Raw genomic sequence first — 25,703 nt, forward strand, 5'->3', positions numbered from 1 at the left:
TGCCTCACGTTGCTCTTGATCAATGAGCCGGCTCCTAATACCTTAGGCCCTTCATTATTGAGTGGCGTATTCGTGTTCACCGTTCTTCCCCCTTGCTTTTGTCATATATCTCATGATACTTTCCTGGTTGGCTTCACTTTTATCAAGCTCACCTGTGATTTGACCTTCATTCATTACATAGATGCGGTCACACATGCCAAGCAGCTCCGGCAGCTCCGAGGATATAAGAAGGATGCCTTTTCCGTCAGCTGCCAGCTGATTGATAATCATATATATCTCATATTTTGCTCCAACATCGATTCCCCTTGTAGGTTCATCAAGGATCAGAATATCCGGCTCGGAAAAGATCCATTTGCTGAGGACTACTTTTTGCTGATTTCCTCCGCTTAGATTATTCGTTTTCTGCAGTACGCTTGGTGTCTTGATATTCATTTTCCGGCGGAACCCCTCTGCCTCCTTATATTCCGCATGGTCCTGTATGACCAGGTTCCTGGAGATTTTCTTCAGGCTCGCAAGGGATATATTCGATTTAATATCATCAATCAAAACCAGGCCGTAATTCTTCCGGTCCTCAGTTACATATGCCAAGCCATTCTTGATGGCACTGGAGATATCTTTAAGCTGGATTTCCTTGCCGTCTTTAAATAGGCTGCCGCTGATGTTTTTCCCATATGATTTTCCGAATATGCTCATGGCCAGCTCTGTCCTGCCTGCTCCCATGAGCCCGGCAATCCCGACAATCTCTCCCCGCCTTATATTGAGGCTTGCCTGATCAATAACCTTGCGCTCAGCATGGAGGGGATGGTAGACCTCCCAATCTTTTACTTCAAACATAACTTCCCCTATTTCCGGCTCACGGGCAGGATAGCGGTTCGTTAAATCCCGGCCTACCATGCCTTTGATGATCCGGTCTTCTGAGATGCCGCTTTCTTTCACATCCAGCGTCTCAATCGTCTGTCCATCCCGGAGGATTGTGATAGAGTCGGAGATGCTTGTTACCTCGTTCAGCTTATGGGAAATGATAATAGAGGAAATGCCCTGCTTCTTAAATTCCAGGAGAAGCCTGAGCAGATTCTCGCTGTCCCTTTCATTCAAGGCAGCGGTAGGTTCATCAAGAATAAGCAGCTTTACTTCTTTTGATAGAGCCTTGGCTATCTCGACAAGCTGCTGTTTTCCGACACCGATATCTGAAACCAGTGCATGCGGGGACTCGGACAGTCCAACCTTTCGGAGAAGCTCAAGCGTCTTGACGGTCGTTTCATTCCAATTGATGATTCCTTTTCTGGCCTGTTCATTCCCAAGAAAGATGTTTTCCGCAATGCTAAGCTCCGGAATAAGCGCCAGCTCCTGGTGAATGATGACAATCCCTTTATTTTCACTTTGCTTGATATCTTTAAATTCGCATACATTCCCTTTAAAAAGAATGTCTCCTGTATACGTCCCATGCGGATATACACCGCTCAGCACCTTCATAAGCGTGGACTTGCCGGCTCCATTCTCGCCGCACAGGGCATGGATTTCCCCATCTGCGACCTGAAGGTTTACCTGATCCAATGCTTTAACACCTGGAAATTCCTTTGTGATATTCCTCATTTCCAAAATATACTCCGGCATCCTTTCGTCAGCTCCCTTCAAATGCAATGGATGATTCAGCCCTGCTGAATCATCCATTGCATGTTATTACTTAAGCTCTTCTTCCTTATAGTATCCGCTGTCTACCAGTACTTCTTTATAATTAGACTGATCAACAGAAACTGGATCAAGGAGATAAGCAGGCACAACTTTTTCACCGTTGTCATATGTTTCAGTGTCATTTACTTCTGCTTCTTCGCCCTCAAGGACAGCCTCTGCCATTTCAACGGCTTTTTTTGCAAGCTCGCGTGTATCTTTGAACACTGTCTGTGTCTGCTCTCCCGCAATGATGGATTTGACAGAAGCAAGCTCTGCATCCTGCCCTGTAACAACCGGCAGAGGCTGGCTTCCGTCTCCATAGCCGACGCCCTTCAAGGAAGACAGGATTCCGATGCTGATGCCGTCATATGGCGACAGGACAGCGTCCACTCTGTCACTTGAATAATTGGAGCTTAATAGATTATCCATTCTGGACTGCGCTGTTGCACCGTCCCACCTTAAAGTGGCTGCCTGCTCAAATTCTGTCTGACCGCTTTTGACAACCAGCTTTCCGGAGTCGATATAAGGCTGGAGAACTGACATAGCGCCATCAAAAAAGAAGTAGGCGTTATTATCATCCGGAGACCCGGCAAACAATTCAATGTTAAATGGCCCTTTCCCATCCTTCAAACCAAGCTTTTCTTCAATATAAGAGCCCTGAAGCACACCTACTTTGAAGTTATCAAAAGTTGCATAATAGCTTACATGTTCAGTCTTTTTGATTAATCTGTCATATGAGATTACACTGATATCCTGCTTAGCCGCTTTATCAAGAACGTTTGTCAGTGATTCACCATCAATTGAAGCGATTACAAGAATATCCACGCCCTTTGTAATCATATTCTCGATCTGGGACACCTGGTTTTCCACAACATCTTCCGCATATTGCAGATCAACCTTATAACCAAGCTTCTCAAATTCATCCTTCATATACTTGCCGTCACTGACCCATCTTTCTGAGGATTTTGTAGGCATTGCAATTCCGACAAAACCTTTTTCATCTCCTCCTGCACCGCTGCTGGAGCAGGCAGACATGGAGAAAACAAGAATTAACAGGAACATAGCTGATAATAGTTTTTTCATCTAAAAGACCCCTCTCTTCCTTAACTTAAATATGCTCAAAGCCATTTAAGGCTTTTGAGTCAGCAGTAAAATACAACCAACAGACAGCAACCGCTTTCATTTAAGACAAACATCGTACGTACAAAAAAGAAATCCATAGATAGACGATAGTTTCCCAAGCTTTATTTATGTGCATTATCTTATTTTTCAAGACGCCTAATTGTACGTACAATTATTATAATCAAAACCATATACGCCCGCAATATTAATTTACAAAATAATCAAAATACTAAAAGGTTCTGTTTTATATTAGTTAATCCCCTTAGCTTTAGAGAATTCGGCTGTTCTCAATGAGAACCATTTCAAGTTCCACCAACTGATCTAATGTCACTTTTTTAGACAAGGAAGTATGGTGTGCACCCTGGCAAAGTTCCATGCCTTCGATGATTTAAAAATGGATGAATACAGCTTCAAGATACTCTTGCCACTCGAAGATTTCCTTCTCAGGCCGAACCACTCCTGCCCGTGGATTGATTTCATGAAGCAGCAGCACACAGATTAAGCATTCATTCAGCCCTGGGTATTCTTCAACTAGCTCTTTGACCTCCTGCTCTGCAATATCCTGTATCACCTCCGTAGATTCTGCCAGCAATGCCTTTCCGGACTCAAGTGCTACCGCATAAACGTTACCATTTTCATGAAAAGACAGTCGCGGGTCTGCATTTAGTACTTCCCTTGCATTCTCTCAAGCATCCAATCACTCTCAGACCAACGTTTGTACATCATTATATAATTGTACGTACAAATTTACCAGTGTTTTTAGAAAATTTTTAATATTACTTCTTCAACATATCTCCTAGGCGTTTAAATGCTAGAATAAAAGTATACTTGTACGCACAAAAAAACCTGTTCAAAAGATGAACAGGTTCTTGATTAGAGCACTCCTTTTAACTCAGCCGTTGAACTTCTGATAATCAGTTCCGGCTCATATACAATTGGATCGGATACTGCAAGATCAACGCCTTTTTCAATCGAATCAACAACCATCCTGGCAGCCAGCCGTCCCATCTCTGTTTGCGGATGAGTCAATGTGGTAAATTTCACTTCTGAAACAGATGCCAGATGAGAGTTATCAAACCCGACAAGCGACACATCTTCCGGAACTCTTAATGACTGCTCCCTTGCCACATCGAGGATATTCAAAGCAATCTGATCATTATAGCAAAAGAAAGCGGTCGGCGGCTCCCGATCCTTTAAAAGCTGCCTCGCAGCTTCCTGCGGTTTTGCATTTTTATCTTCTGTGGTGTATGTCACAATGGTACCTGGATGGAGGGGGATATTATAATGCCGGTGTGCACGCATGAATCCCTTCATCCTGTTAACCCCCTGCATATCATCGACCTTAAAGATTCCGCTGATTTTCTTATGTCCAAGCTGGATAAGATGCTCAGCGGCCATGAAACCGCCTCTTTTATCATCAACCGTAATGCTTGCAGGCTGAAGCTCAGAGTAAAAGGCATTGATCATAACATAAGGAATTTTGTTTTTCTCAATATTCAAATACGTGTTGAGGTTAGGGTTATGCAGAGCACTTTTGGTAGGCTCGACAATAAGGCCGTCCAGCTTTTTGCCGAGCATATTTTCGAGGCACTTGCGCTCTCTCTCGATATTATGATTTGTACTTGCGAGAAGCAGATTATATCCTTTTTCACTAAGATATGACTCTATGCCTCTAATGATGGAGGGAAAAATATAATCAGAAATAGATGTGGTTATAATGCCGATGGTCCGGTCAATCTGGACCTTTTTTCCGCTCTGATCCTTACAGAAGGTTCCTCTCCCCTGGTGCCTGTAAAGCCAGCCCTCATGAACCAGTTCACTCATAGCCTGCCTGATCGTATGCCTGCTGACAGCAAATCGCTCGGCCATCTCATGTTCAGATTGGATCCTCTCATCCGGCTTAATTTTGCCTTCCCGTATCCAAGATTGAATTTCTTCTTTAACCTGTTTATATTTAGCCATTCATCCACCAGCCTGCCGAAAGTATTTATAATCTAATCATACAATAGGATAGAGTAAATTTGTACGGACTATGAGAATATTGGAGGTGACAATGGGAGTGACAGGCACCTTCCGGTTTTTGTCGAAAGGTTTCATGCAGCATTGAAGACGGAGGGAGTTTCAACGGGTATTATAATGCTCTGTAATCTTATCCCAGATGGCTTTTGCTGCCTCTCCTTTTAACGGTGTCAATGTTTGGCCGAACATAATCCTTTGCCCGGCAGCACTGCAAATTCTGGCTGCAGGCATAGGAGAAGATAAAATATCGAAGTCATGGAGCCTCATATAATACTCCTCATCCCAGTGGATGCCGTTCTCATCTTCATGATCGGCTGCCTGGACAATTCCTGTCGCCACTCCCCGTGCAATAATCCCCCTCTTGTTGCTATATAAAAATACGAGATCCCCTTCCTGCAGCTTCTTGATCTTTTCCTTCCACGGTGAAAAATAGGCCGCACACTTCGCATTAGCCAGCATATCCCTCTCATCCCTGCCATTCGGGCAGCCTGAACGGTTTGTATTGATCAAATAGGCTTTCTGCGGCATGGTTTCACATCCTTGGTGTTTTGTTTTTAATATTTTTACCCGGTTTCGGAGGTTGTAAAAGGGGGCGTGTTTTTTGGTAAAGGGCTAGGGAGCGGAAAGTGCATATGAGGGAAAGAGTTTGGTATACATGATTTCCTTTCTAAACGCCCTCTCATGTATTCCATCAGCCTCTTCGTATACAAGACTCACTCTCTAAACGCCCTCTCATGTATCCCATCAGGCTCTTCGTATACATGACCCACTCACAAAATGCTCACTCATGTATCCCATCAGGCTCTTCGGATACATGACTCACTCTCTAAATGCCCTCTCATGTATCCCAGCAGGCTCTTCGGATACATGACTCACTCTCTAAACGCCCTCTCATGTATCCCAACAGGCTCTTCGTATACATGACCCACTCACAAAATGCTCACTCATGTACCCCAGCAGGCTATTCATATACATGACTCACTCACAAAACGACCACTCATGTACCCCAGCAGGCTATTCATATACATGACTCACTCACAAAACGACCACTCATGTATCCTATCGCTCCCACGTCAGGCCCCATCGCCCGGCAAAAAACAAAAACACCGCCGCATCTCAAGCGGCGGTGCCTGGCACCAGCTTAGTACATCAAATAATCCTTACGCACTTTATTAAAGTCTTTAAGCTCATCCTTCCACTGCGATTCAATCCACTCAACAGATTTTCCTTCTTCAATGGCATCGCGGACCCAGCCATTTCCGGTAAGAAGGTCGAAGAAGGAGATGCCTTTGCTGTCTTCTGCACGGAATGCAAAGTCCTCAGGATACAGGTCATGGATGCTTTTGACGATATGCAGTCCGGTTACAACCGGCTCGTATTCGTCAGGATCTGTAATGTGTATCTGAATGCCATGGGACAGCTTGCCGGCATGCTTGGAGATGGATGGTGTGAAGGATGCAGCCCGGAAGCTGACTCCCTTCAGGTTCAGGCTGTTGAGCTGCTGTGCCAGGTTATCGGCATTGATGAACGGCGCTCCGATCAGCTCGAATGGCTTGGTCGTCCCCCTGCCTTCCGATACATTGGTGCCTTCGATCAAGGCAGCTCCCGGGTATACAAGAGCGGTATCCAATGTCGGCATATTCGGTGATGGCATGACGAATTGGAGGCCGGTTTCGTCGTAATACATATCACGCTTCCAGCCCTTCATTTTGACGACTGTCAAATCTGCACCGATACCAAATTCCTCATTGAACAGCTTGGCCAGCTCGCCGACAGTCATCCCGTGGCGAAGCGGGATTTCGTAATTGCCGACAAAGGATTTGTACGGTGTTTCCAGTACTGGCCCTTCCACCTCAGTGCCTCCAAGCGGATTCGGGCGGTCAAGGACGATGAATGGGATATCATTTTCTTTTGCGGCTTCCATCGCATAGGCCATTGTGTAGATATAGGTGTAAAAGCGGGTTCCGACATCCTGGATGTCAAACAGCAGGACATCGACGTTTTCCAGCATTTCCGGGGTTGGCTTTTTGGTTGCCCCATAGAGACTGTATACTGGAAGACCCGTTTTTTCATCTGTATAAAACTCGACATATTCCCCGGCCTGCGCGCTTCCCCTTACACCATGCTCAGGTCCGTACAGGGCGGTAAGCTCTACTTCGGGATCATTATGAAGCAAATCTACAATACTATTAAGCTCCTGATCGACGCCGGTTGGATTGGTGATCAGGCCGACTCGCTTTCCTTCTATCAGTTCCTTCTGATCATCGAGCAGCACCTCGATGCCCAGCTCGAATTTCTTCCCTTTCTTATCTCTTCCCTTATGCTTCCCGTTATCCGCAAAAGCAGCGGCTGACAGGGCGGACAGTACGAGAATCAATGACAGCATGATGATCAAGCGTTTTTTCAAAATAATCCCTCCCTGGTTTTTAGAAAAGCCCCAGCCCTGGAATCCAGGCACTGGAACCCTTCATATGAAAAAATAGTCCAGCAGGAAGATTGCCTTCCTGCCAGCTGCTTTAATAGCTCAGACCGTGGCCATATTCATACAAAGTTCCGCCTTCAAGCGACGGGATTGTCACTGGAAGTTTTCCTGCTGGTGCGAACTCTCCGAAAATCGCACCTGCAGTTGCTTCAAAGCTTGCCGGGCGGAAGCCGTACTGCGCAAGATAGGCATCTGTGCCTGGCACGGCCATGATGTCATAAGGATTGCGGATGGCTACCGTGATAACCGGTGCATCTGTCTCGCTGATCAGCTTGTTGATCATTTTCATTTGTGCGCTGTCAGGCGAGCGGCCGGAAACATTATACGTGTAGGAGCCGACGATGACTGCCTTTGCATTTTTGGCCTTTTCCAGCTGTTCTGCCGTGAGGCTGTAGTCAGCTGATGCAATGATTTCTGTATTAGCATGGCGGTTTTTTACTGCTTTCCCCAGGTCATTGATATAGGTGTTGCCGATAACGAGGATAGAATCGCTGTCTGCCGCTGATAGCGGTAGGGCTCCTTCATTTTTTACAAGGGTGATTGATTTCTGTGCCGCTTCCTTTTCTATCGCTTTATGCTCGGCAGAGCCTACGACTTCAAGGGCATGGGCAATCTTTTCGCTCAGATCCTGCGGTGTTTCTTCTTTGATGATTCCCCGTTTGAGTTTCAAAGTAAGAATCCGCTTTACAGAAGCTTCAATCCGTTTTTCCGAAATTTCTCCTGATTTAACGGCAGCCAGCAGCCCTTCAGCGACTGATTCTAATCCAACCGGCATCAGGACAATGTCTGTTCCTGCTTTGACGGAGCGGATGGCTGCGTCAACAGGCCCAAAATGCTCTGCGATAGCATTCATGTTCATCGCATCTGTCGTAATGACTCCCTCATAGCCCATTTCCTCCCTCATCAGTTCTGTGAGAACTTTGTAGGAAAGGGTTGCCGGAATAGCGATTTCTTCACCCGTTTTCTGTGAAATGGCTTTTGTATCATCGATTTTCGGGAAGGTGACATGCGCCGTCATGATGGCATCAATGCCGGCTTCCATTCCCTTTTGGAACGGATACAGCTCCACTTCCTTCAATCGCTCTTTATCGTGCGGCACCTCAGGCAATCCAAGATGGGAATCGACTGCTGTGTCGCCGTGGCCCGGGAAGTGCTTGGCGGTTGCCGCAACGCCTGCAGACTGCAGTCCCTTTGTATAAGCTACACCCATTTCAGCTACAAGCTCAGGGTTTTCCCCAAAGGAGCGGACACCGATGACCGGATTATCCGGATTGTTATTCACATCCATAACAGGCGCGAAGTTGGTGTTGATGCCGAGAGCGGCTAGCTCTTCACCGATGGCTTCCCCCACCTTTTCGGCGGTTTCCGGAGAACGGGCGGCACCAAGGGCCATATTGCCCGGCATATCAGTTCCAGACTGCAGGCGGGTGACAATGCCGCCCTCCTGGTCAATCGTCATCAGGAGACCGTACTTTTCTGATGCCTCTTGGTATTGTGAGACCAGCTTTGCTGTCTGTTCGGTTGTCACGACATTCTCGCGGAAAAGAATGACACCGCCGAGATGGTATTTTTTCACAAGCGCTTCAATTTCCGGCTGGATTTCTGTTACATTCTGGCCTTTCCAGGTCCGGAAATCCGGCATAAGCATTTGCCCGACTTTTTCTTCAAGCTTCATTGCTTTGACAGCCCCATCGACCAGCTGATAGCGCTTTGATTTTTCCTTGCGGATTTCTGCCTGAAATCCGGATTTGCGATTTTTTGCATCAATGGCGATCCGGTCTTTATTTTTTCCATCTGTTACGGTAATGAAGGTGCGGCCATTCTTCCCTGACATAGTCACAGTTCCATCATCAGATACCCTGGCGACTGTTTTATTGGAGGATTTCCAGTCAAGATTCTTGGAGACTCCTAGAAAATGGCCTTCCTTATAGACATGCAGTGCTTTAAGCTGCAATATTTTTCCGCTGAACTGCGCCTCAGATTCCGGCAGGTTCTGCAGGAGGACGAGGTCCTTCACCTTATTCTTGCCTGCTGCCGCTGCAGGCTGAAACCAGGCCGAGAACCCAAGGATCAGAACCAGAAAAGTCATTACAATCGTTTTGAGCTTTTTCAAAGCCATTCCTCCTCAACATTTAATAGCTGCGTTTTTGCCATTCTTCACTCGCAAACTCAGGCTTTATGACTTTGCCTTTTTTAGGCGAGATTTTTAGATCATCCAGGTACCAGCCTCTTCCGTTGACGGTTGCATCGGTTTTATAGCGGAAGCGAATGAGCTTAGTATCTGCAGGAAGCTCGGCTTTAACCGTGCTCCAGCTTCCGCTGTTTCCGGTAAAGGACTTGACTTCTGTCCAATTTGTCCCGTCTGCAGAGATTTCCAGATAGCCATAATCGCTGTTTTCTTCAATCCGGTGCCAGGTTTCAAAAGAGAGAACCGCCTGTGAATGCAGCTCGACTTCAGCTGTCAGGCTTTTTTCTGTGCTATCCCCATAGCCAGAGAACCAAGCCGGCTTTTTACCGGGGATGCTGACCGGAATGCTGTCTGCCACCTGCCTTGCAAATGCCCTTCTTGCTCCATTCGTTGAAACGGTGTTCCTTGTCGGATGGACCCGGTTGGTCAGCAGGATGGCAATGGTGCCATTTTTCTGGGAGATGACAACTGAAGTGCCTGTGTAGCCTGTGTGGCTGAGTGAATCTATATCTGTCAGCGCATCGCCGAGCCAGCCCTGGTTCAGTTCCCAGCCAAGTCCGTGGTCATCGCCGGGAAACTGCGGGATCTGATTTTCCGTCAGCGTCCTGACTGTTTCTTTTTTCAAAATTTGCTTGCCGCCATAGGTGCCTTCGTTTACGTACATATGGGCAAACTTCGCCAGGTCTCCTGCTGTGGAGAATACCCCTGCATGTCCGGCAACGCCATCAAGCGACCAGGCATTTTCATCATGAACCTCTCCCCAGACAAGGCCGCGCCCGAGGGCAGGCTGATATTCAGTCGCTGCAATCCTGTCCTTCAGACTTTCAGGCGGGTTATACATGGTATCCTTCATGCCAAGTGGCTTGGTAATATGGTCTCTCACATATTCATCCAGGCGCTTGCCTGACAGTTTTTCAATAAGGGCTCCGAGGGCGATCATGTTGAGGTCGCTGTATGTATAGGTGCTCCCCGGCTCATTGGCAAGCGGATATTGCAGGGCAATTAAAATCCTGTCTTCGCGGCTGTTTCCCTGTGAATAAAGAGGAATCCAGGCCGTGAATCCGGAGGTATGGGTCATCAGCTGCCTGATGGTCACCTCTTCCTTGCCGCCCGCTGCAAACTCAGGCAGATAATCAGCCACCGGATCATCAAGATTGAAGAGGCCTTTTTCATAAAGCTGCATAGCGGCTGTTGTTGTAAAGATTTTGCTGATGGAAGCAAGGTCAAAGATGGTGTCCTTCGTCATGCTGATAGGCTGATCGGCTTCTGTCATTCCGTCATCACTATACTGATAAGCCATGCCATAGGCTTCATGCTTGACGATATGGCCGCGCCGGGCCACAAGTGCCACTGCACCGGGCATCACCCTGGAATCAATCATATCCTCCATGATTCCATCGATTTCATTGAGCGGGCCCTCAACCATGCCGGCTCCCCTGGCAGATCCCGGGTGAAGCACCGGTGATGACTTCCCTGGATGGTCCCATGGAAATGGAACAGGAGGCATAAACTTGGAAGAACTCATTTCCGGATCCCCCGCTTTTTCTTTTGCTTCAGGACTGTCGCTTGCCATAACTGCAGGAGCCACAGCGCTTAGGCTCAGGATGGCAGCCAATGTCACTTTCACAGACTTATTCTTCATCTTATTCCTCCTTTTATCATCTCTGAACACGAACCGGACTTTCTCCTTCCCTCCCTTTAGTTTAAAAATTCAAATAATTACATCTTTAGATTAGCGAAATAAGTGTATAGATGTCTATACCAAGGAGGACCTAGTCAATGCTGATTCGACGCCATAACAATGACTATCGGCATGGACAGATGGGAGGATTTGTTCGACAATTGTTTTAAATACAATAAAAGGGACAAATCTTCTTTTTTTATTCACTCCGCCTATTACCAACGAAAATCTTTAACACATCAGACGTGCCGAAAGCAATTTTGAAAACGCCCGCAAATCAGGAAGCAGGTACATGGCGGGCTGTATCTAAAAAAGACGGAGTGCCCGCACGGCCTCCGTCTTTCCTGCTATACCTGACTCATTAAAACTGTTGCCAGAACACTTGAAACAATAGTAAACACAAAAATTGATATGTACAGTATAATTTTGTTTCTTTTTTTTCTCCGTTTTATAACTTCAGGCGTGTCCCACTTCTTTTTTGACATCAAATAGTCCCCTTTTCTGTTTGATGGCAGCTGGCTGGCATTGTTTTTTCCACATAAGCCCCTATAGCTTTGCGTCATCACTTTTCAGTGATTTTGCCCTTGATATTCACCCTCTCATCCTGTATTTACCAGATCATGCACTAAAATTTAATACCACACTAAAAATTAAGTAAACATGATTTTTAATAAATTTTTTTTAACAAATAGGTGCTGACCATTCTACTAAAGGAGGTCCGGCAATATCACTTTGTTTAAACCAGTCCATTTTATCCGGAGTATACTCCTTAAAAATAAAAAGATGCCTCCTATCGGGAAGGCATCTCTGTTACTTATCCTTTGATTTCAAGCAGCTTCTGACGCAGTTCATTTTCCATGGAAGCCAGGTCACTTTCTGCCTGGCGCCGCTTATTGCGGCCCTCCTCCTGGATCCTGAGTGTTTCTTCCAGGGTGGAAATGAGGTTTTCCTGGGTTTTCTTGAGGGTTTCAATATCCACAAGACCGCGCTCATTTTCCTTGGCGGTTTCGATGGTATTTGTTTTCAGCATTTCCGCGTTTTTCAAGAGCAGCTCATTTGTTGTCTTCGAGACCTGCTTCTGCGCTTCAACCGCATGGCGCTGGCGGATAAGGGTCAGGGCAATTGCCACCTGGTTTTTCCACAGCGGGATGGCGGTGTTGATGGATGCCTGGATCTTTTCGACAAGGGCCTGATTCGTGTTTTGGATCAGGCGGATCTGCGGAGCGGATTGAATCGTGATTTCCCGGCTCAGCTTCAGATCATACAGCCTTTTATCCAGCCTGTCCGCAAACTGAAGCATATCATTGACTTCCTGGAATTTCATCTGGTCGCCTGATGCTTCCGCTTCCTTCCTCATCTGCGGGATTGTCTGCTCATGAAGCTCCTCGAGCTTGATTTCGCCCGCTGCAATATAGACATTGAGGGCATGGAAATACTCCTTGTTCGTATCATATAACTTCTCAAGCATATGGATATCAGACAAGAGGACATTTTTGCTGCGGTCCAGCTTTACGCTGATCCGGTCAATCTGCGCTCCTGTTTTTTGATATTTGGAGAGGATCTCCTGAACAGAATCGGAGATTTTTCCGAACATGCGGGAAAACAGCGACTGCTTGCCCTGCTTCAGTTCATCCGGGTTCATGTCATTGAGGCGCTTCATCAGGTCATTGATGATATCACCGACCTCTCCGATATCCTTCTTCTGGACATGCTCGAGCATGCTGTGCGAGAAGGTGAGCAGCTTTGTCTGAGCCTGGGTGCCATAGGCAATCATGGCCTGGTGGTTGCGCGGGTCGATCTGCTCGGCGATCTGATAGGCGCGTGCCCTATTTTCTTCCGGGATCACGTCTATGAGCTTCACCGGTTTGTCTTCCTTCGCAAGCTCCAGGGCAGGTCCGCCATTCATGTCGCCGAACGGGTCGGCAAGGATATCATCCATAAGACTGTTCGTCTTTTTTGTTAATGATGGGTTTTGTTCGCTCATTTCAGCCTCCTGCTTTCTTCAGGTAATCGGTTTTCCTTCCATGTTTTGATCGAGTTTTTTGCCACGTCTATTTCAAAGTTAAGGTTATCAATATCATCGGAAATCACTTCATACAAATCTTTCTCCACCGTCTCGGAAAGTTCATTGATGGTCCTTCGGGTCTCCAGCAGCGACTGGTCGATTTCAAGATTCTTCTTTGGCTGGGTGGAGAGGAAAACATATTTCTCCGTCATTTCCACCAGAGAATCAAGATGGGAAAAATAGAACCTTTCAGCCTGGTAAAAACGCTTCGGCTCTTTCTTCGTCAGCCTGTAAATCTTCCTTGTGATCCTCATCAGTTCAATCCGCTGCTTCAAAGAAGGAAGATGGCGGATCGCAAACAATGATTTGTGCAGGCGGGAAATTTTCTTTTTCCCTTCTGCAAGGTTTGTCTTGATGTACTTGTATTCCCTCCGCGAAAGCCCGTGCTTCCTGAGGAAACGGACACGCCCGATCTGGAATGCGGCCAGATACACTAACGCAGCCGCTCCGCCTGCTATCAGTCCGGATAAGAAAAACGTCTGGTCAAATCCGAAATAACTGACCGTCCAGACCGACCCGGCGAACGGGACAGCCAGTACTGTGCCTATAAGAAACGAAACAATCCGGTTCATTCATATCGACTCCTGACATAAAATCCTGCTTTATCTACTCATACGATTTAAGACAGAATAGGTTTCACCCAATCTCTCCCACTGACAGAAAAAGTAAGATTATCTTATTTAATTCAACAATACACGATAAAACTCCTCTTTTCCATAGACCAGGACTGTAAGATTGGGTAGGTCTTGAGGCGTAGTGGATGGTGACAGGTACCTCCCGAAATTTGTCGAATCAATACCAAAAGAACCGCTAAGAGTAAAGCGCTCTCAGCGGTTCAAATGCTTGTATTATTTAGTTTTCCCGAACTGGATGGTGATGGATTGGGCAGCTTCTATTTTTTTGCCTTCTGCATTTGCTTCATCTGTGTAAGTAATGGTGACTGTATCTCCATCTGTTATGGTCAGCATTTCTTCACTTTTTTCAGCAGACAGGTTAAGCATAACCGTTCCAACAAATACATTCGTATCAGCACCAGTCTCAGTCAGAATAACTTCCAGCAGCTCTCCGTTATCATTTACAGCCTGGACAGCTACTGTGTCGGCTGCATTGCTGTTCAAATTAAGATCCTGATCTTCAACCGTAACTTCAATGAAGGTTTCATCCTGCAGCTTAATGCTAACAGTTCCGGATGAAGTTTGCTTTACTTCCTCAACAACGCTATCTTCCGCCGGCTTTTCTTCTTTTGTCTCAGGAAGGCTGTTTACACCTTCCCCTGGGTTTTCTGCCCCCGAATCAAGATGGATCGTATTGGATTTTCCGAAAACCCCTGAACCACCATTATCTACTAAGTAAACGGCATAATCTCCAGCCGGTAGACCCGCAGTGTCAATCAGCGTATTCTCTCCGTTATTAGGCGGACCAGCTGAAACAGCGACACCAGATTCAACCAGATCATATAGCTCCTGCTCGGTAATATCCTCGGAACCATGGCTGACTGGAACAAGGAATACCTGGGACAGCTGGTAATCGCTTGTCGCAACATCCAGGATATCGCCTGATTTGTATGATTCCTTTGCTAAAATATACGACCAAATTGTATTATAGTTCGCATATACATCCTCAGAAATTATCTTGATATCATCCCTGGAGAGAGGAGCACCGCCTGCTGCGAGATGTTCCGTAAACAATATTTGATATAGCTTGAATTGTTCCCAAGAGAAATAAACATTTTCTGAATAGGATTCTTCAAAAATACCTAAATCATATTTTTGAAGCTCTTGAGGATTTTGGGTGATCTTATCGAAAATCTCCTCATAGATTCTTTCATTCGTATCCTCTACTGCTGTTTTCACATCCTCAAGTCGTAAATCCCGCCCCATCTCTGCTTTCATTTCAGCAAACTGATCCTGGTAATAGCTAACATAAGGATCAAATACAAGATGAGCGATCTCATCAGGAAGCAGGGAATAAATCTCATCGCGGGTCACTTCGCCAGGACTTGAATTAATCTTTTCTAAGATTGAATTCGTTTCTGCGGAGTTGACCTGCAGCAGAATATCACGAATCTCCTCATAGGAAAGCGGCTCGCCGTTATTGCTTTGAATGGCCTCATTTAAGGCGCTGCGGTACCACTCCATGTTTTCCCATTGAACAATATCATATCCATACAGTTCCCCAAGAATAGATGACTCAAATTTTTCAGGACTGCCGTTGATCTCGGCAAGCCTCGCTTCGACCGCCAAGGCATCCCCTTCCACTACAGCTTGCTTTATTTCTTCTTTGGTTAAAGGTGCACCCTTCACTGAAAGCATGGCTTTAATAGCTTCACGGTAATACTCAAGGTTAGACCAATTTATATTCCCTGCAACTTCTTCAAGATCTGAGAGTCCAAAGCTGTCAGGATTAAGATTAATTGCATCCAGATTTGCCTTATCTGCCAGTTCATTTCCTAATTTAACTGCCTCCAGGATTTCTTCGGCAGTCAGGTCACGCTCAAGTTCCGCCAGCATTTGGGCAACTGATTGCTGGTAGAAATCAAGGTTTGAATAATTAATAAGTTCATAGCCTATCAGCTTTCCGAGGTCATTTATATCAAAGCCTTCAGGATTTTTGTTAATTGCATCAAGCCTGCTACCATCAATCTCAGCATTTGCTTTTGTGATTGCCTGTTTAACTTCTGAAATTGTGAACAACTCACCCTCATCTTTTTCTGCCTTCAGCTGTACAAGTGTTGAGCGGTACAGCTCCAGATATTCATAATCAGACCGTACCAAATCGTCCTCTTGTAAAAGGAGGCGAAGCTGGTCCACTTCGGCAGACTGGGGATCGGCTGTTATTTGATTCAGGAAATGAGCTGAATTTATTCCAGCAGCTAAGTCATTTAATAAAACAATCGTTAAAGTCTGATTTGTTTCAAGTAAGTCTATAACAGCTTCACGATAAGCATCCATGAACTCCCAGCTATAATATGGAAAAACAACATGCAGGAGGGATTGATCTTTAAATCCTGCACCATCTCTGATAATCTCAGCCAATCCATATTCCCGGCCCACTTGATTGATCAGTTCTACAACCCTTTGGGATGTCAGTTCTCTGCCAGAGTCAACCTCTGCTTTTATGCTTGTCCGGTATCCTTCTAAATACTGTACACTTATTGCCCAATTACCCGCATCCCTAACAAGGTACTCAACATCTATAATGGTCAATGACAACGGCGCTTCTTTAGCTTTCTTGAAAGCTGCAGCTTTATCGGTTTCCATAATCAGACTCTCTAACTGATATAGCCCCATCTGCCCATTATTCTCATCCAGGAAACTGGCCACTGCTTTTCTATACAAATCAATTCTGTCAGCACTTATAGCAAGGTTTCTTGTTGCCTGCTGCAGCACCTTAAATGAAAATCCTGTTGGGTCACTTTTAATTACATTCAGCATTTCTGCAGCAGCATTTTCTCTAACGGCAGAGTCCACTGCCCAGACAATTTGGCGGATTCTATCAACTGTCAGTCTATCCAGCTCTGCTTTCACCTTTTGCCTGTATTCAGCTATCTTATCTTCATATTCGGGATATATATTGAGCTGATTCAGATCATCTATTGTAAAAGTATCTGGATTTTCGATAATCCGTTTAAGCACTAGCTCCTCAATATACTGCCTATAATTAGCATTTACATCCTCAATGACAGCCTCCAGCTCCGTCAGGCTCAAGTCCTTTTCAAGTTCAGCTTTTTTCTTAGCAATCGCTTCACGATACAACTGGAGGCGATCAGGATAAGCATAAACAGTAACTCCGGCTTTTCTCAGCAGCTCGGCTGTGACGGCTTCCGGATTGGCATTAATTTCTGTAAGGGCTCGTTCTGACACTTCGCTGTTTACTGCCAGCACAAGATCCAGCAGGATATCCCTAGTAAGCTGTGTGCCGGAATGAACTGCGTTTGTTATGGCTGTCCGGTAATCAGCAATACTCTCATCGACCACGTTTTCAGAACCTAAGATCATCCTAAGCTCAGAAGCTTGGATACTCTCGGGATTGCTCTGAATTCTTGGGAGAGTTTCCCTTCCATTTACCTCTTCAAGAATCTCGATTATTTCCTCAATGGTTATCGTGCCATCAGCCTCTACTGCTTCTGCCATTTTCAAACGGTATTCTGCCAGGTATTCCTGCTTAAAGGAATAATTTTCATTAAACAGCGCATCGGTCAGCTGCTCAATAGTCATTGAGGCAGGATGATCATTTATTTCTGCAAGAGCCAGTGCCTTATTCTTCTCTGTTATTGCGTTTTCGACATCCCATTCATTTAATTCTCCGACACTGTTTGCTTTTTCAAGCAATGCCGCCCTATACGCTTCGAGTCTGTCTTCCCTTGCATTTGTAAAAAACAGCTTAATATCCCAAATAGAGGCTCCTTCAGGATTCTCATTAATACGTTCAAGTGCAGCAGCTTCTTTCAGATTTTTCGCTTCATTAAGGATCTGATTTACAGTCTGGAAGATTTCTTCAAAGGTCAAGTCCCTGCCTTTAGTCAGCTGTTTTGCCCCTACCGCTGCACGGAATTCCGGTAAAAGATGCTCATATTCAGGCTCGATATAAATGCCTGAGCTTCTGAGATCTATAATTGAAAAAGCAGCAGGATATTCATTAATATAATCAATCGCATCTTGTCTTTCTCTTTCATTTTCCTGCCTGTTTACGTCCTCCAGGATGGAAATCAGCTCAGCAGCTGAAATATGGCCCCCTTTGGAATCCATATACATTTTTATCGCCATGCGGTATGGTGAAAGCCTCTCTTCTTTAACATATGTGTCAGCCGCCCTCAAAAGAGTACTATAGCTGAACCCTTGTGGATTCTCATTTATTTCAGCCAGAGCTTCCTGTTGATCCTGCTGGTTTACATCTTTTATTACCGACAGCAACGTTTCAAAGGTTAATTCTCTTCCAGCATCCAGCTCTGCCCGTGCTCTGCCGATATAGCCCACCAGCAATTCCTGGTCAATAAAGTTCCAGCCATATAAAGCAGCCAAATGATTGATAGTCAAACCTTCAGGATAAGCATTTACCTGTTCTATAATTTTCCTTTTATTCACTTGAAGAATCACTTCTGCCACCCTGCCGGCTGACATTGGACCGGAAGCTTTGATATCGTCCGAGAAAGCCTGCTTATAATCATCAAGGAATTCCTCACTGAATGAATGGATCTCGACAATGTAGCCAAGCTCCCGCATTGAGATAATGAATGGCGTGTTGTTCAATGTCTCTATTGCATACGTTTTGTTGATATTATTGATCACTTCAGCAATATTTTGCTGGGTAAATACCATGCCATCATCAAGCAGGAGAGACAACTCATCTATATACCTGAATATCAGCCGTTCATCTGCACTTGGAGAAATTCTCCATAAATGATCAATATTAATGAGTTTAGGTTCTGTCATTAACAAATTAATAGTATATGCAACTTCTTTTTGGGCCATTTCCTGGTGAACCCTTGAAAGGGCAGAAAGAATTTCACTATATTGAAGGGCTCTGCCGTTTCTTTCTTTTAACGCTTTTAGCTCCTTGCGATATTCTTCTAAATACTCTTCCCATACATTATAGCCTTTTGAAGCACTCACAAGAGCAGCGTACTCAAAGCTGTCAATATTATCGCTGATATACTGGACAGCTGCATCGGAAACCCTGTCATTTACCTGATTGACAATTTCACTGAGTTGTACAGCCGTCAGCTCTGCCTGAAGTTCTTCCAGTCTAAGTGAGACAGACTCTCTGTAATCAAGGATCAACTCTTTATCAAGCCAAGTGCTGGATAAAACTTTCCTGAGATGGTCCATAGTAAAAGTTTCGGGATTGTTATTAATATAAGCTAATGCCAATTGACTGTTAACATCCTCAATCAGCTGCCTGATATCATATTCCGAAAGGTTTCCTGAACTGATATTAACAGCCTCTACCAATGCGGCACGATAGAACTCCAGGGCATTGCTATCGACCAGCCCATAATGATCTACTGCATCCGAAAGCTGGAAGTACGTCGATTCCTCCGGATTCATGTTAATCGCAGCAAGAGCACTGCCTCTTATATCGGAGTTGACAGCCCTGACAATTGCTATAACTTCTTCCTTTGTGAGATCCCCTTTTTCATTTTGCTTTCTTTCAAGAGCTGCTTGATATTCAGATAGCTGTTTAAAGGCAAAGTCTCCGATAGCTACGATGCTCAATGCATAATAGTAGTCCCTATCTGTATTTATTTCATGCAAGTACGCCTGATCATTTATATCTGCGACCAATTTCGAGATAGCTTTGGCTGAAAGCGGCGCTGACTGGGAAGCTTTATAGTCTGCAATAGCTTTCCGGTATGAATCAATCAGCTGGTACTCTAAATTAGTACTAGAAACAGCACTCAATGCTTCGGTTGAGAAATGTTCAGGATTGGAGTTAATCTCCTCTAAGAACACTTCATGGATGTCAGCAGTACTCAAATTCTTTATGATCTCTACAATTTCAGTGGCAGTTAAAGGGCCTTCTTGAGCGATAACCCTCTTTAACTCTGTCCGGATCACTTCAACCGGTACATTAATAATGTGATATCCATACTCTGCTGCCAAAGTATACAAATCCATCATCTCGGCAGATTCCGGATGGCTATTAACAGCATTTAATGCTGCTTCTTTTTCCATACTGAAAATAGTATTGGAGATTTCTTCGCTGCTTAAGTGTCCATACTTACTATAGGCTGCAGTTAAAGCATCGCGGTAATCCTGAATCCTGAAACTGCCAAAAACATACTGTACCTTATTAAGATCCTCAAAGGTAAACCCTGATAGATTAGAATTGATAGCCTCTATCCCTTCTTCTATCAATACACCATTCAGTCTGCTTACAGCTAATCCAACATCACCAAGGGTGAGGTCTCTATTATTTTCCGACAACACCTTCTTTAGTTCTGCTCTATACCGTTCCAGCTCTTTTTCTTTGACTCCGGAGTCGGAAGCTCCCATCAAATCCTCTGCTGTGAAACCGTCTATGTTCTGATTGATTTTAGCCAGGGATTCCAGGGGGTTTTCATAATGTTCCAGATCATACCCTGACTCAAATTGCTTCAGTGCAGCAAGAGCCTGATTGATTTTTTCCTGTCCAGTAAAATCACTGTCTTCTGCCCCCAGAAGCCTTGCCTGTGCTACAAGCATTTGGGCAATTTGGACTTTGGAACGCACTTCGGCTGCATTTTCTTCGGTAATAAATTCCGCATTCGGTATGGCAGCAAGTGCCTCATTGGCGGATTCAATCGCCTGCTCTTTCAGATCTCCAAACTCAGCGATCTTCGTTTCTACTGCCTCGAGCTTTTCAATACCGGTAAAGTCTGAATCCCCCGCTCCCTTCTGCCTGGCTGCTTCAATAGATTCATTGGCAGCCTGCAGCTTTTCTTTGGCGCTCTGCAGTGTTTCACGCGTAATGGACTCTGGTTCCGGCAGCAGTGCAATGGCTTCATTGGCAGCAAGGATCGCTTCATTAAGCTGGTGTTCAAATGCAATTACTTTGGCCAAAACTGCTTGAAGCTTGGACAATCCCGTGAAATCAGCATCAGTTGCACCCTTTTGGCGGGCAGCATTAAGTTTTATATTGGCTGCTTCTGCATCTGCCTTCACTTCTTTGAAATTGGAAACAGTAACCTGGTCCGCTTCAGGCAGGCCGGCAATGGCTGCATTGGCTTCTGAGGTGGATTGTTTTTTCTCAATCTCAAGAGAACTGATTTTCTCTTTCACTTCAGCTAGTTTGTCAAGATTAGCAAAGTCTGCATCCTCTGCCCCTTTTGTCCTTGCTTCAGCGATGGCTGATTCTGCATTTGCAAGCTTTTCTTTTGCTTCCGAAAGTGTGCTGAAAGAAATATCTGCTGGAACAGGAAGATTTGAAATTGCTTGATTTGCTGCTGAAACAGCTTCGGTGTATTGCTGTTCCAGTTCGGCAATTTTCTCTTCAGCGGAAGAGATCTTCTCCAGTCCAGTAAAATCGCTGTCCTCAGCACCTTTTGTTCTTGCAATTGCTACGGCATTCTTGGCAGCAGCTGCAAGGATTTTTACTTCTTTAAAGTTCTGTGCAGTAATGTCTTTCGCTGCAGGTATTTTTCCGAGCGCTTCATTTGCAGTAAGGATCACTTCCTCCAGGGCAGTCTCCATCATTTCAATCGCTCTTTCAGTTTCATCCACCCTGTCAAGCTCAGGGAAGTCAGCATCCACTGCTCCTTTTGCCCTTGCATCAGCGATGGCTTCCACAGCTGCCTGCCATTTTGCCTTTACTTCATCGAGATTTTCTGTCCCTATTTCTTCTGCTGCAGGGAGAGCAGAAATGGCCTGGTTGGCAGCAGTAATAGCTTCCGCGCTGCTATTCTCAAGTTCCAATACTTTTTCATCAGCTTGCAAAAGTTTTTCTATATCTTCAAAATCGGCCTCAGCAGCCCCTTTTTCTTTCGCATCAGCAATGGCTTGCTTCAGTTTGGAAACATCAGCTTTCACCTGTTTGAAGTTGGCAAATGTAATGGCCGATACATCCGGAAGGTTTTGAAGCATTTCATTTACCAGTTCAACTGCTTCAGCTTTTTCACCGAAAAGCTCTGCCATTCTCTTCTCAATCTGATCAATTTTCTCCAGGTTTACAAATCCACTGTTTTCTGCGCCTGCCTGCCGTGCTGCCTCTACTTTGGTCTTAACTGCATTGAGCTCTGACTGCAGTGCTTCAATCATCTCAACCGTAATGCTATCTGGCTCAGGAAGGGAAGCGATAGCTTTATTTGCAGCATCAATCGCAGAAATTCGCGCATCATCCAGCAGGGCAATTTTTGCTTCCACACTAGCCAGTACACTCAATAGTGCAAAATCTGAATCTGCAGCTCCTTTGATTTTTGCCTGTTCAACGGCCGTCCTTGCTATATTTGCAAGCTTACGGACTGACTCTAAGTTTCCTACGGTAATATCATCGGTTTCCGGAAGTGCTGCCAGCTTTTCTACCGCCATACTGATAGCAGCTGCCTTTGCTTGGAGCAGCTCAGAAACAGCAGATTCAACTGCATTCAATTTTGCCAGTAAATCTTCCCCATCACGGATGAAGTCAGAAGGCACGGCTCCTTTTAACTCTGCTTCTGCAGCAGCACGCTTAGCTTCTTCCATTTGCCGTATGATTTCATCAATTGCCCCAATGGTAATGGCATCAGGCTCAGGCAGCTCTGCCAGCTTGGCAAGGACGCCCTTCAGGACTGCTTCCTTCACGCCTTCAAGCTTTTGAATATGCTGCAAAGCGTCGTTCAGACGGCTGTAGTTTTTCACATTTGCATCTTTCTCAGGATTGGTAATCCCGGCTGCCTTGGCCTTATCTGAAGCTGCCTCTGCTGCGGCTGCATCATTTTTCAATTTAGGCAATCCGGCTGAGGTAATATAAGGTAAATATTCCTTCTTAGGCAGTTCAGCCAGCTTTTCGTTCAATTCCTTAATTGCATCCATCTTTGCTGCCAGCTGTGATTTCAGCTTATTCAACTCATCAATCAGGTTCTTATTTCCCTCAATAAAATCCGTTTTAGCTGCTCCAAGCGAGATAGCAGTTACTACATAAGCATCTGCTTTTTGGATGCTTGCGAGGTCCTTTTCCGTCTGCTCAAGCACCTTCTTAATCTCCGCTTTTGCCAGGTTTACACTGGTGTCCCTGACCTTCTTCAGGTCTTCATTCACTTCTTCTGTTGCACCATTGATCTTACCGGCATTCCCGATTGTTTCAAAGTTCTGGATAGCCCCAGCTTTTCCGCCTGATAAATGAACAGCCGACTTTGCTGTGAGCTTTGAGATTTCTGCTTCAACCTTTAAGGAAACTGCTTTCTCTGCTAAGACTTCCGGCTGCCCAAAGCTGCCATTGATCTCAGTCTCTCCTGCTGTCATACCCCCATTAGCGAGGATAATTTTCGGGATGGAGATGCTTCCCGCTCCTGAGCTTAACTTCGCAGGACTCTTAAAAGTAACAGAGGGAAGATCAGCTGCGCTTCCTTCTTCAGCCTGAAGGATAATATGAAGATTTTCCTGCCCTTCAATGGTTATGCCGCCTGCTGAAAAGTCAGGCTTGGCCGTTACAGTTACATCTTTTTCGAGAATGATATTAGTGCTATTGTAATTTCCCGCCAGCTGCACTTCGGACGCGCCGGTTGGATTGGAAGGTGAGATCCTTAAGCTGCCGATTGTGCTGCTGCCATCGCTTTTCAGCCTGATTCCATTATCATCACTGACAAAGACAGAATCTGCTTTAACATGATTGAAAACAATAGTGCCTACTTTCCCTGATAGCACTTTGATGGCTGATGCTTCGATATTATCAAGTGTTACCTCGCCTTCATCCCCAGGATCAAGAACCAGCGTGCCCGAAATCACCAGGTTTTGAAGAGTTGCACTTCCCTTGACCGTTACATTCCCATTGACAGCTGCACTGTTTCCAGTTGTCGGTGCTCCATAAACTGCTCCTGCTGCCGGATTGATTAAGTAGCTCCTGGAGTAGGTGCGATTGTTTTCAAAGATGTTCTCAGAAACAGCCTGTTCCGCAGCTGGAGCCGCTGCTGCAGTAGCTGCAGTACTGTAATTTCCGGAAGAGTCAACTGCATAAACAGCAAATGCATAGTCCACATCATTTGACAGGCTGGCAATATCAAAAGAAACCCGGCCTGAGCCTTTTTCTTTCACAATAGCCTTCTGGGCTCCTGCAGATTCCCTGGAAACACTTTTCCCTGCAAGATAATAAATCTCATAATGGCTGAAATCAGCTTCGCTGCTGGCATTCCAGGATAATGTCACTTTTGTATGATCAGAGACAGCCGAAAGGCCTGTTAAGCCTTGCGGCGGCGTCTGGTCAGAAGGAATCGGACTTCCTGTGTTAACCGGTGCAGCTGCAGCAGCATCAGGATTATCCTTTCCATTTAATTTAGCGATATTGCCTTTAACTTGATTATAGTTTGTGATAACATCTGCAACTTTGCTGGCAGCAGAGTAATGAAGATCGCCAATTTTCAAACCATTCTCCAGCGTTATAGCTGCACCTGATGCCTCCAGCATCTCAATCTCGCCTGCTCCCTTCAAGTGGATCGGCTTTTCATTCGCAAATGATGCCTTTTGTACCTTGCCGTTCAGCTCTAACTTTGCTGCCTGTCCTTTTACCATCAGCTGCGGGATAGTATTTTCTGATGATAAAACTGCATCTGCAAGAACCTCAGCAGAACGAACAGCTGTCGGTCCTTTCAGCTCAATCCGGCTGCCCATTGCGGCTGCTTCAAGGGAATTCAGTTTGGAATCACTAAAAATAGCCATAGCCTTCCCATTGATAACTGTACTCTTTTCTACAGACAGACTTTTGCCGATAAAAGAATTGGCCGTTTTTGAAGTGATCGTTAGACTGCCTTTAATATTGAGTTTCTCAACAGTGATAAAATCTCCGTTAATGACCATGTCTCCATTAACAATCCCGCGTTCTCCTTTAAGAATGACATTGCCGGAGTTATCCTGTTTCTCTTTTCCTGATGCATTAATCTCCAGGTATGTAATCTCTGTAATTTGGCTGTTGTCCTGATTATATTTAATGCCTGCACCTAATAGGGCATTTTCATTTTCCTTGCTGAAGAAAGGTTTTAGCTCTTTAGAATATGTATAGGCCTTACCATCGATATAAACTTTGCTTTCCGCCAGTTTTTCTATAGTGGCTGCTTTTTCCCCGATCACTTGCCTGAAAAGGAATACTGAAAATTCAGCTCTGGACACATTGCCTTTGGGATCAAATAAGAATCCTGCTTTTCCTTTTGTGACCCCTGCCTGGTAGAGAGTCTTCACATTTTCCAAGTGGGCTGGAGAAATCTCTTTTAAATCCTTAAAGGGAACTTGAGCGCCGCTGGATTTTAGCTTAAACGCCCTGACTAAAGCTGTAGCCATTTCTTCCCTTGTCAAGGTGGCGTTAGGATTGAAGTATTCCCCTGTCCCCTTGAAGATTCCTGCCTCCTGCACAGCAAGAACTGATGAATAAAAGGCAGACTCCGGACTCACATCTTTAAACCCTTTGCCGCTTGACGGCGCTTTGAGGTTCAAAGCACGCGTGAAAAGCTTAGCAGCCTGCTGGCGGGTGATAGCTGTTCCCGGTCTGAAAGTGCCATCGCCAAACCCATCGATCACCCCGGCCTTTACAAGATTTGAAATCTCTTCATAACCGAAGCTCCCCTTCTTTAAATCCGGAAAGTCTGCCGCTTCAACTGAATTGGCAGCTGCTGATGCAACAATTGAAGTAGTGACTGCAGCAGCTAAGATCTTTTTCCTATTATTTTTCATATATTAACCTCCAATGGTAAAGTTATACATTTATATTATACTAGTAAATTAGTCTCGATTCCATAAACCTCTAACAAAAGTAGGTCTTTTTTCATTCGTCTTGTTCAGCATAATAAGTTTATATGATTAGAGCTTATAAATTA

Annotated in this window: 11 protein-coding genes and 1 riboswitch; all 11 genes read right to left on the reverse strand. The window is 45.2% G+C overall.

Annotated elements, in window-relative coordinates; translation table 11 throughout:
* Positions 1-54: 54 nt before the first annotated feature.
* Positions 55-1,614 (reverse strand): multiple monosaccharide ABC transporter ATP-binding protein, encoded by a 1,560-nt coding sequence (mmsA, locus tag FZD51_RS07115; protein WP_148974108.1) that lies wholly within the window; start codon positions 1,612-1,614, stop codon positions 55-57.
* Between the two features lie 66 nt (positions 1,615-1,680).
* On the reverse strand, positions 1,681-2,754 hold the full coding sequence (gene chvE / locus FZD51_RS07120; RefSeq protein ID WP_148974109.1) for a multiple monosaccharide ABC transporter substrate-binding protein: 1,074 nt from the start codon (positions 2,752-2,754) through the stop codon (positions 1,681-1,683).
* Positions 2,755-3,181: 427 nt separating this feature from the next.
* Entirely contained in the window at positions 3,182-3,385 is a 204-nt protein-coding gene (locus FZD51_RS07125) for a hypothetical protein (protein ID WP_148974110.1), read from the reverse strand.
* 281 nt (positions 3,386-3,666) lie between these two features.
* Positions 3,667-4,755 carry a GntR family transcriptional regulator gene (locus tag FZD51_RS07130; RefSeq protein ID WP_148974111.1) on the reverse strand — a complete coding sequence of 363 codons (1,089 nt, stop codon included), beginning with the start codon at positions 4,753-4,755 and terminating at the stop codon, positions 3,667-3,669.
* A 159-nt stretch (positions 4,756-4,914) separates the two neighbouring features.
* Entirely contained in the window at positions 4,915-5,340 is a 426-nt protein-coding gene (locus FZD51_RS07135; protein ID WP_148974112.1) for a hypothetical protein, read from the reverse strand.
* A gap of 613 nt (positions 5,341-5,953) precedes the next feature.
* Positions 5,954-7,219, reverse strand: a complete 1,266-nt coding sequence (locus FZD51_RS07140) for an exo-beta-N-acetylmuramidase NamZ family protein (protein WP_148974113.1) — start codon at positions 7,217-7,219, stop codon at positions 5,954-5,956.
* 109 nt (positions 7,220-7,328) lie between these two features.
* Complete coding sequence (locus tag FZD51_RS07145) at positions 7,329-9,413, reverse strand: glycoside hydrolase family 3 protein (RefSeq protein ID WP_148974114.1); 2,085 nt, start codon at positions 9,411-9,413, stop codon at positions 7,329-7,331.
* A 13-nt stretch (positions 9,414-9,426) separates the two neighbouring features.
* The gene (locus FZD51_RS07150; RefSeq protein WP_148974115.1) at positions 9,427-11,124 is read right to left on the reverse strand and encodes a serine hydrolase domain-containing protein; all 1,698 of its coding nucleotides are present in this window, start codon (positions 11,122-11,124) and stop codon (positions 9,427-9,429) included.
* 546 nt (positions 11,125-11,670) lie between these two features.
* A riboswitch (cyclic di-GMP riboswitch) is annotated at positions 11,671-11,756 on the reverse strand.
* Between the two features lie 221 nt (positions 11,757-11,977).
* Positions 11,978-13,147 carry a toxic anion resistance protein gene (locus FZD51_RS07155; RefSeq protein ID WP_148974116.1) on the reverse strand — a complete coding sequence of 390 codons (1,170 nt, stop codon included), beginning with the start codon at positions 13,145-13,147 and terminating at the stop codon, positions 11,978-11,980.
* Positions 13,144-13,800, reverse strand: coding sequence for a 5-bromo-4-chloroindolyl phosphate hydrolysis family protein (locus FZD51_RS07160; protein ID WP_148974117.1), 657 nt, complete (start codon positions 13,798-13,800; stop codon positions 13,144-13,146). Before FZD51_RS07160 ends, FZD51_RS07155 begins: the two co-directional genes overlap by 4 nt.
* 276 nt (positions 13,801-14,076) lie before the next feature.
* The gene (locus FZD51_RS07165) at positions 14,077-25,560 is read right to left on the reverse strand and encodes an S-layer homology domain-containing protein (RefSeq protein ID WP_148974118.1); all 11,484 of its coding nucleotides are present in this window, start codon (positions 25,558-25,560) and stop codon (positions 14,077-14,079) included.
* Between the last annotated feature and the right edge of the window lie 143 nt (positions 25,561-25,703).

It is taken from the genome of Bacillus infantis, from assembly GCF_008180445.1.
Classification (GTDB): Bacteria; Bacillota; Bacilli; order Bacillales; family Cytobacillaceae; genus Bacillus_AB; species Bacillus_AB infantis_B.

Bases quoted from the DNA above. Each gene is read 5' to 3' on its own strand.
- mmsA (WP_148974108.1), bottom strand. From the start codon at position 1,614: ATGCCGGAGTATATTTTGGAAATGAGGAATATCACAAAGGAATTTCCA.
- chvE (WP_148974109.1), bottom strand. From the start codon at position 2,754: ATGAAAAAACTATTATCAGCTATGTTCCTGTTAATTCTTGTTTTCTCC.
- FZD51_RS07130 (WP_148974111.1), bottom strand. From the start codon at position 4,755: ATGGCTAAATATAAACAGGTTAAAGAAGAAATTCAATCTTGGATACGG.
- FZD51_RS07135 (WP_148974112.1), bottom strand. From the start codon at position 5,340: ATGCCGCAGAAAGCCTATTTGATCAATACAAACCGTTCAGGCTGCCCG.
- FZD51_RS07145 (WP_148974114.1), bottom strand. From the start codon at position 9,413: ATGGCTTTGAAAAAGCTCAAAACGATTGTAATGACTTTTCTGGTTCTG.
- FZD51_RS07150 (WP_148974115.1), bottom strand. From the start codon at position 11,124: ATGAAGAATAAGTCTGTGAAAGTGACATTGGCTGCCATCCTGAGCCTA.
- FZD51_RS07155 (WP_148974116.1), bottom strand. From the start codon at position 13,147: ATGAGCGAACAAAACCCATCATTAACAAAAAAGACGAACAGTCTTATG.
- FZD51_RS07160 (WP_148974117.1), bottom strand. From the start codon at position 13,800: ATGAACCGGATTGTTTCGTTTCTTATAGGCACAGTACTGGCTGTCCCG.
- FZD51_RS07165 (WP_148974118.1), bottom strand. From the start codon at position 25,560: ATGAAAAATAATAGGAAAAAGATCTTAGCTGCTGCAGTCACTACTTCA.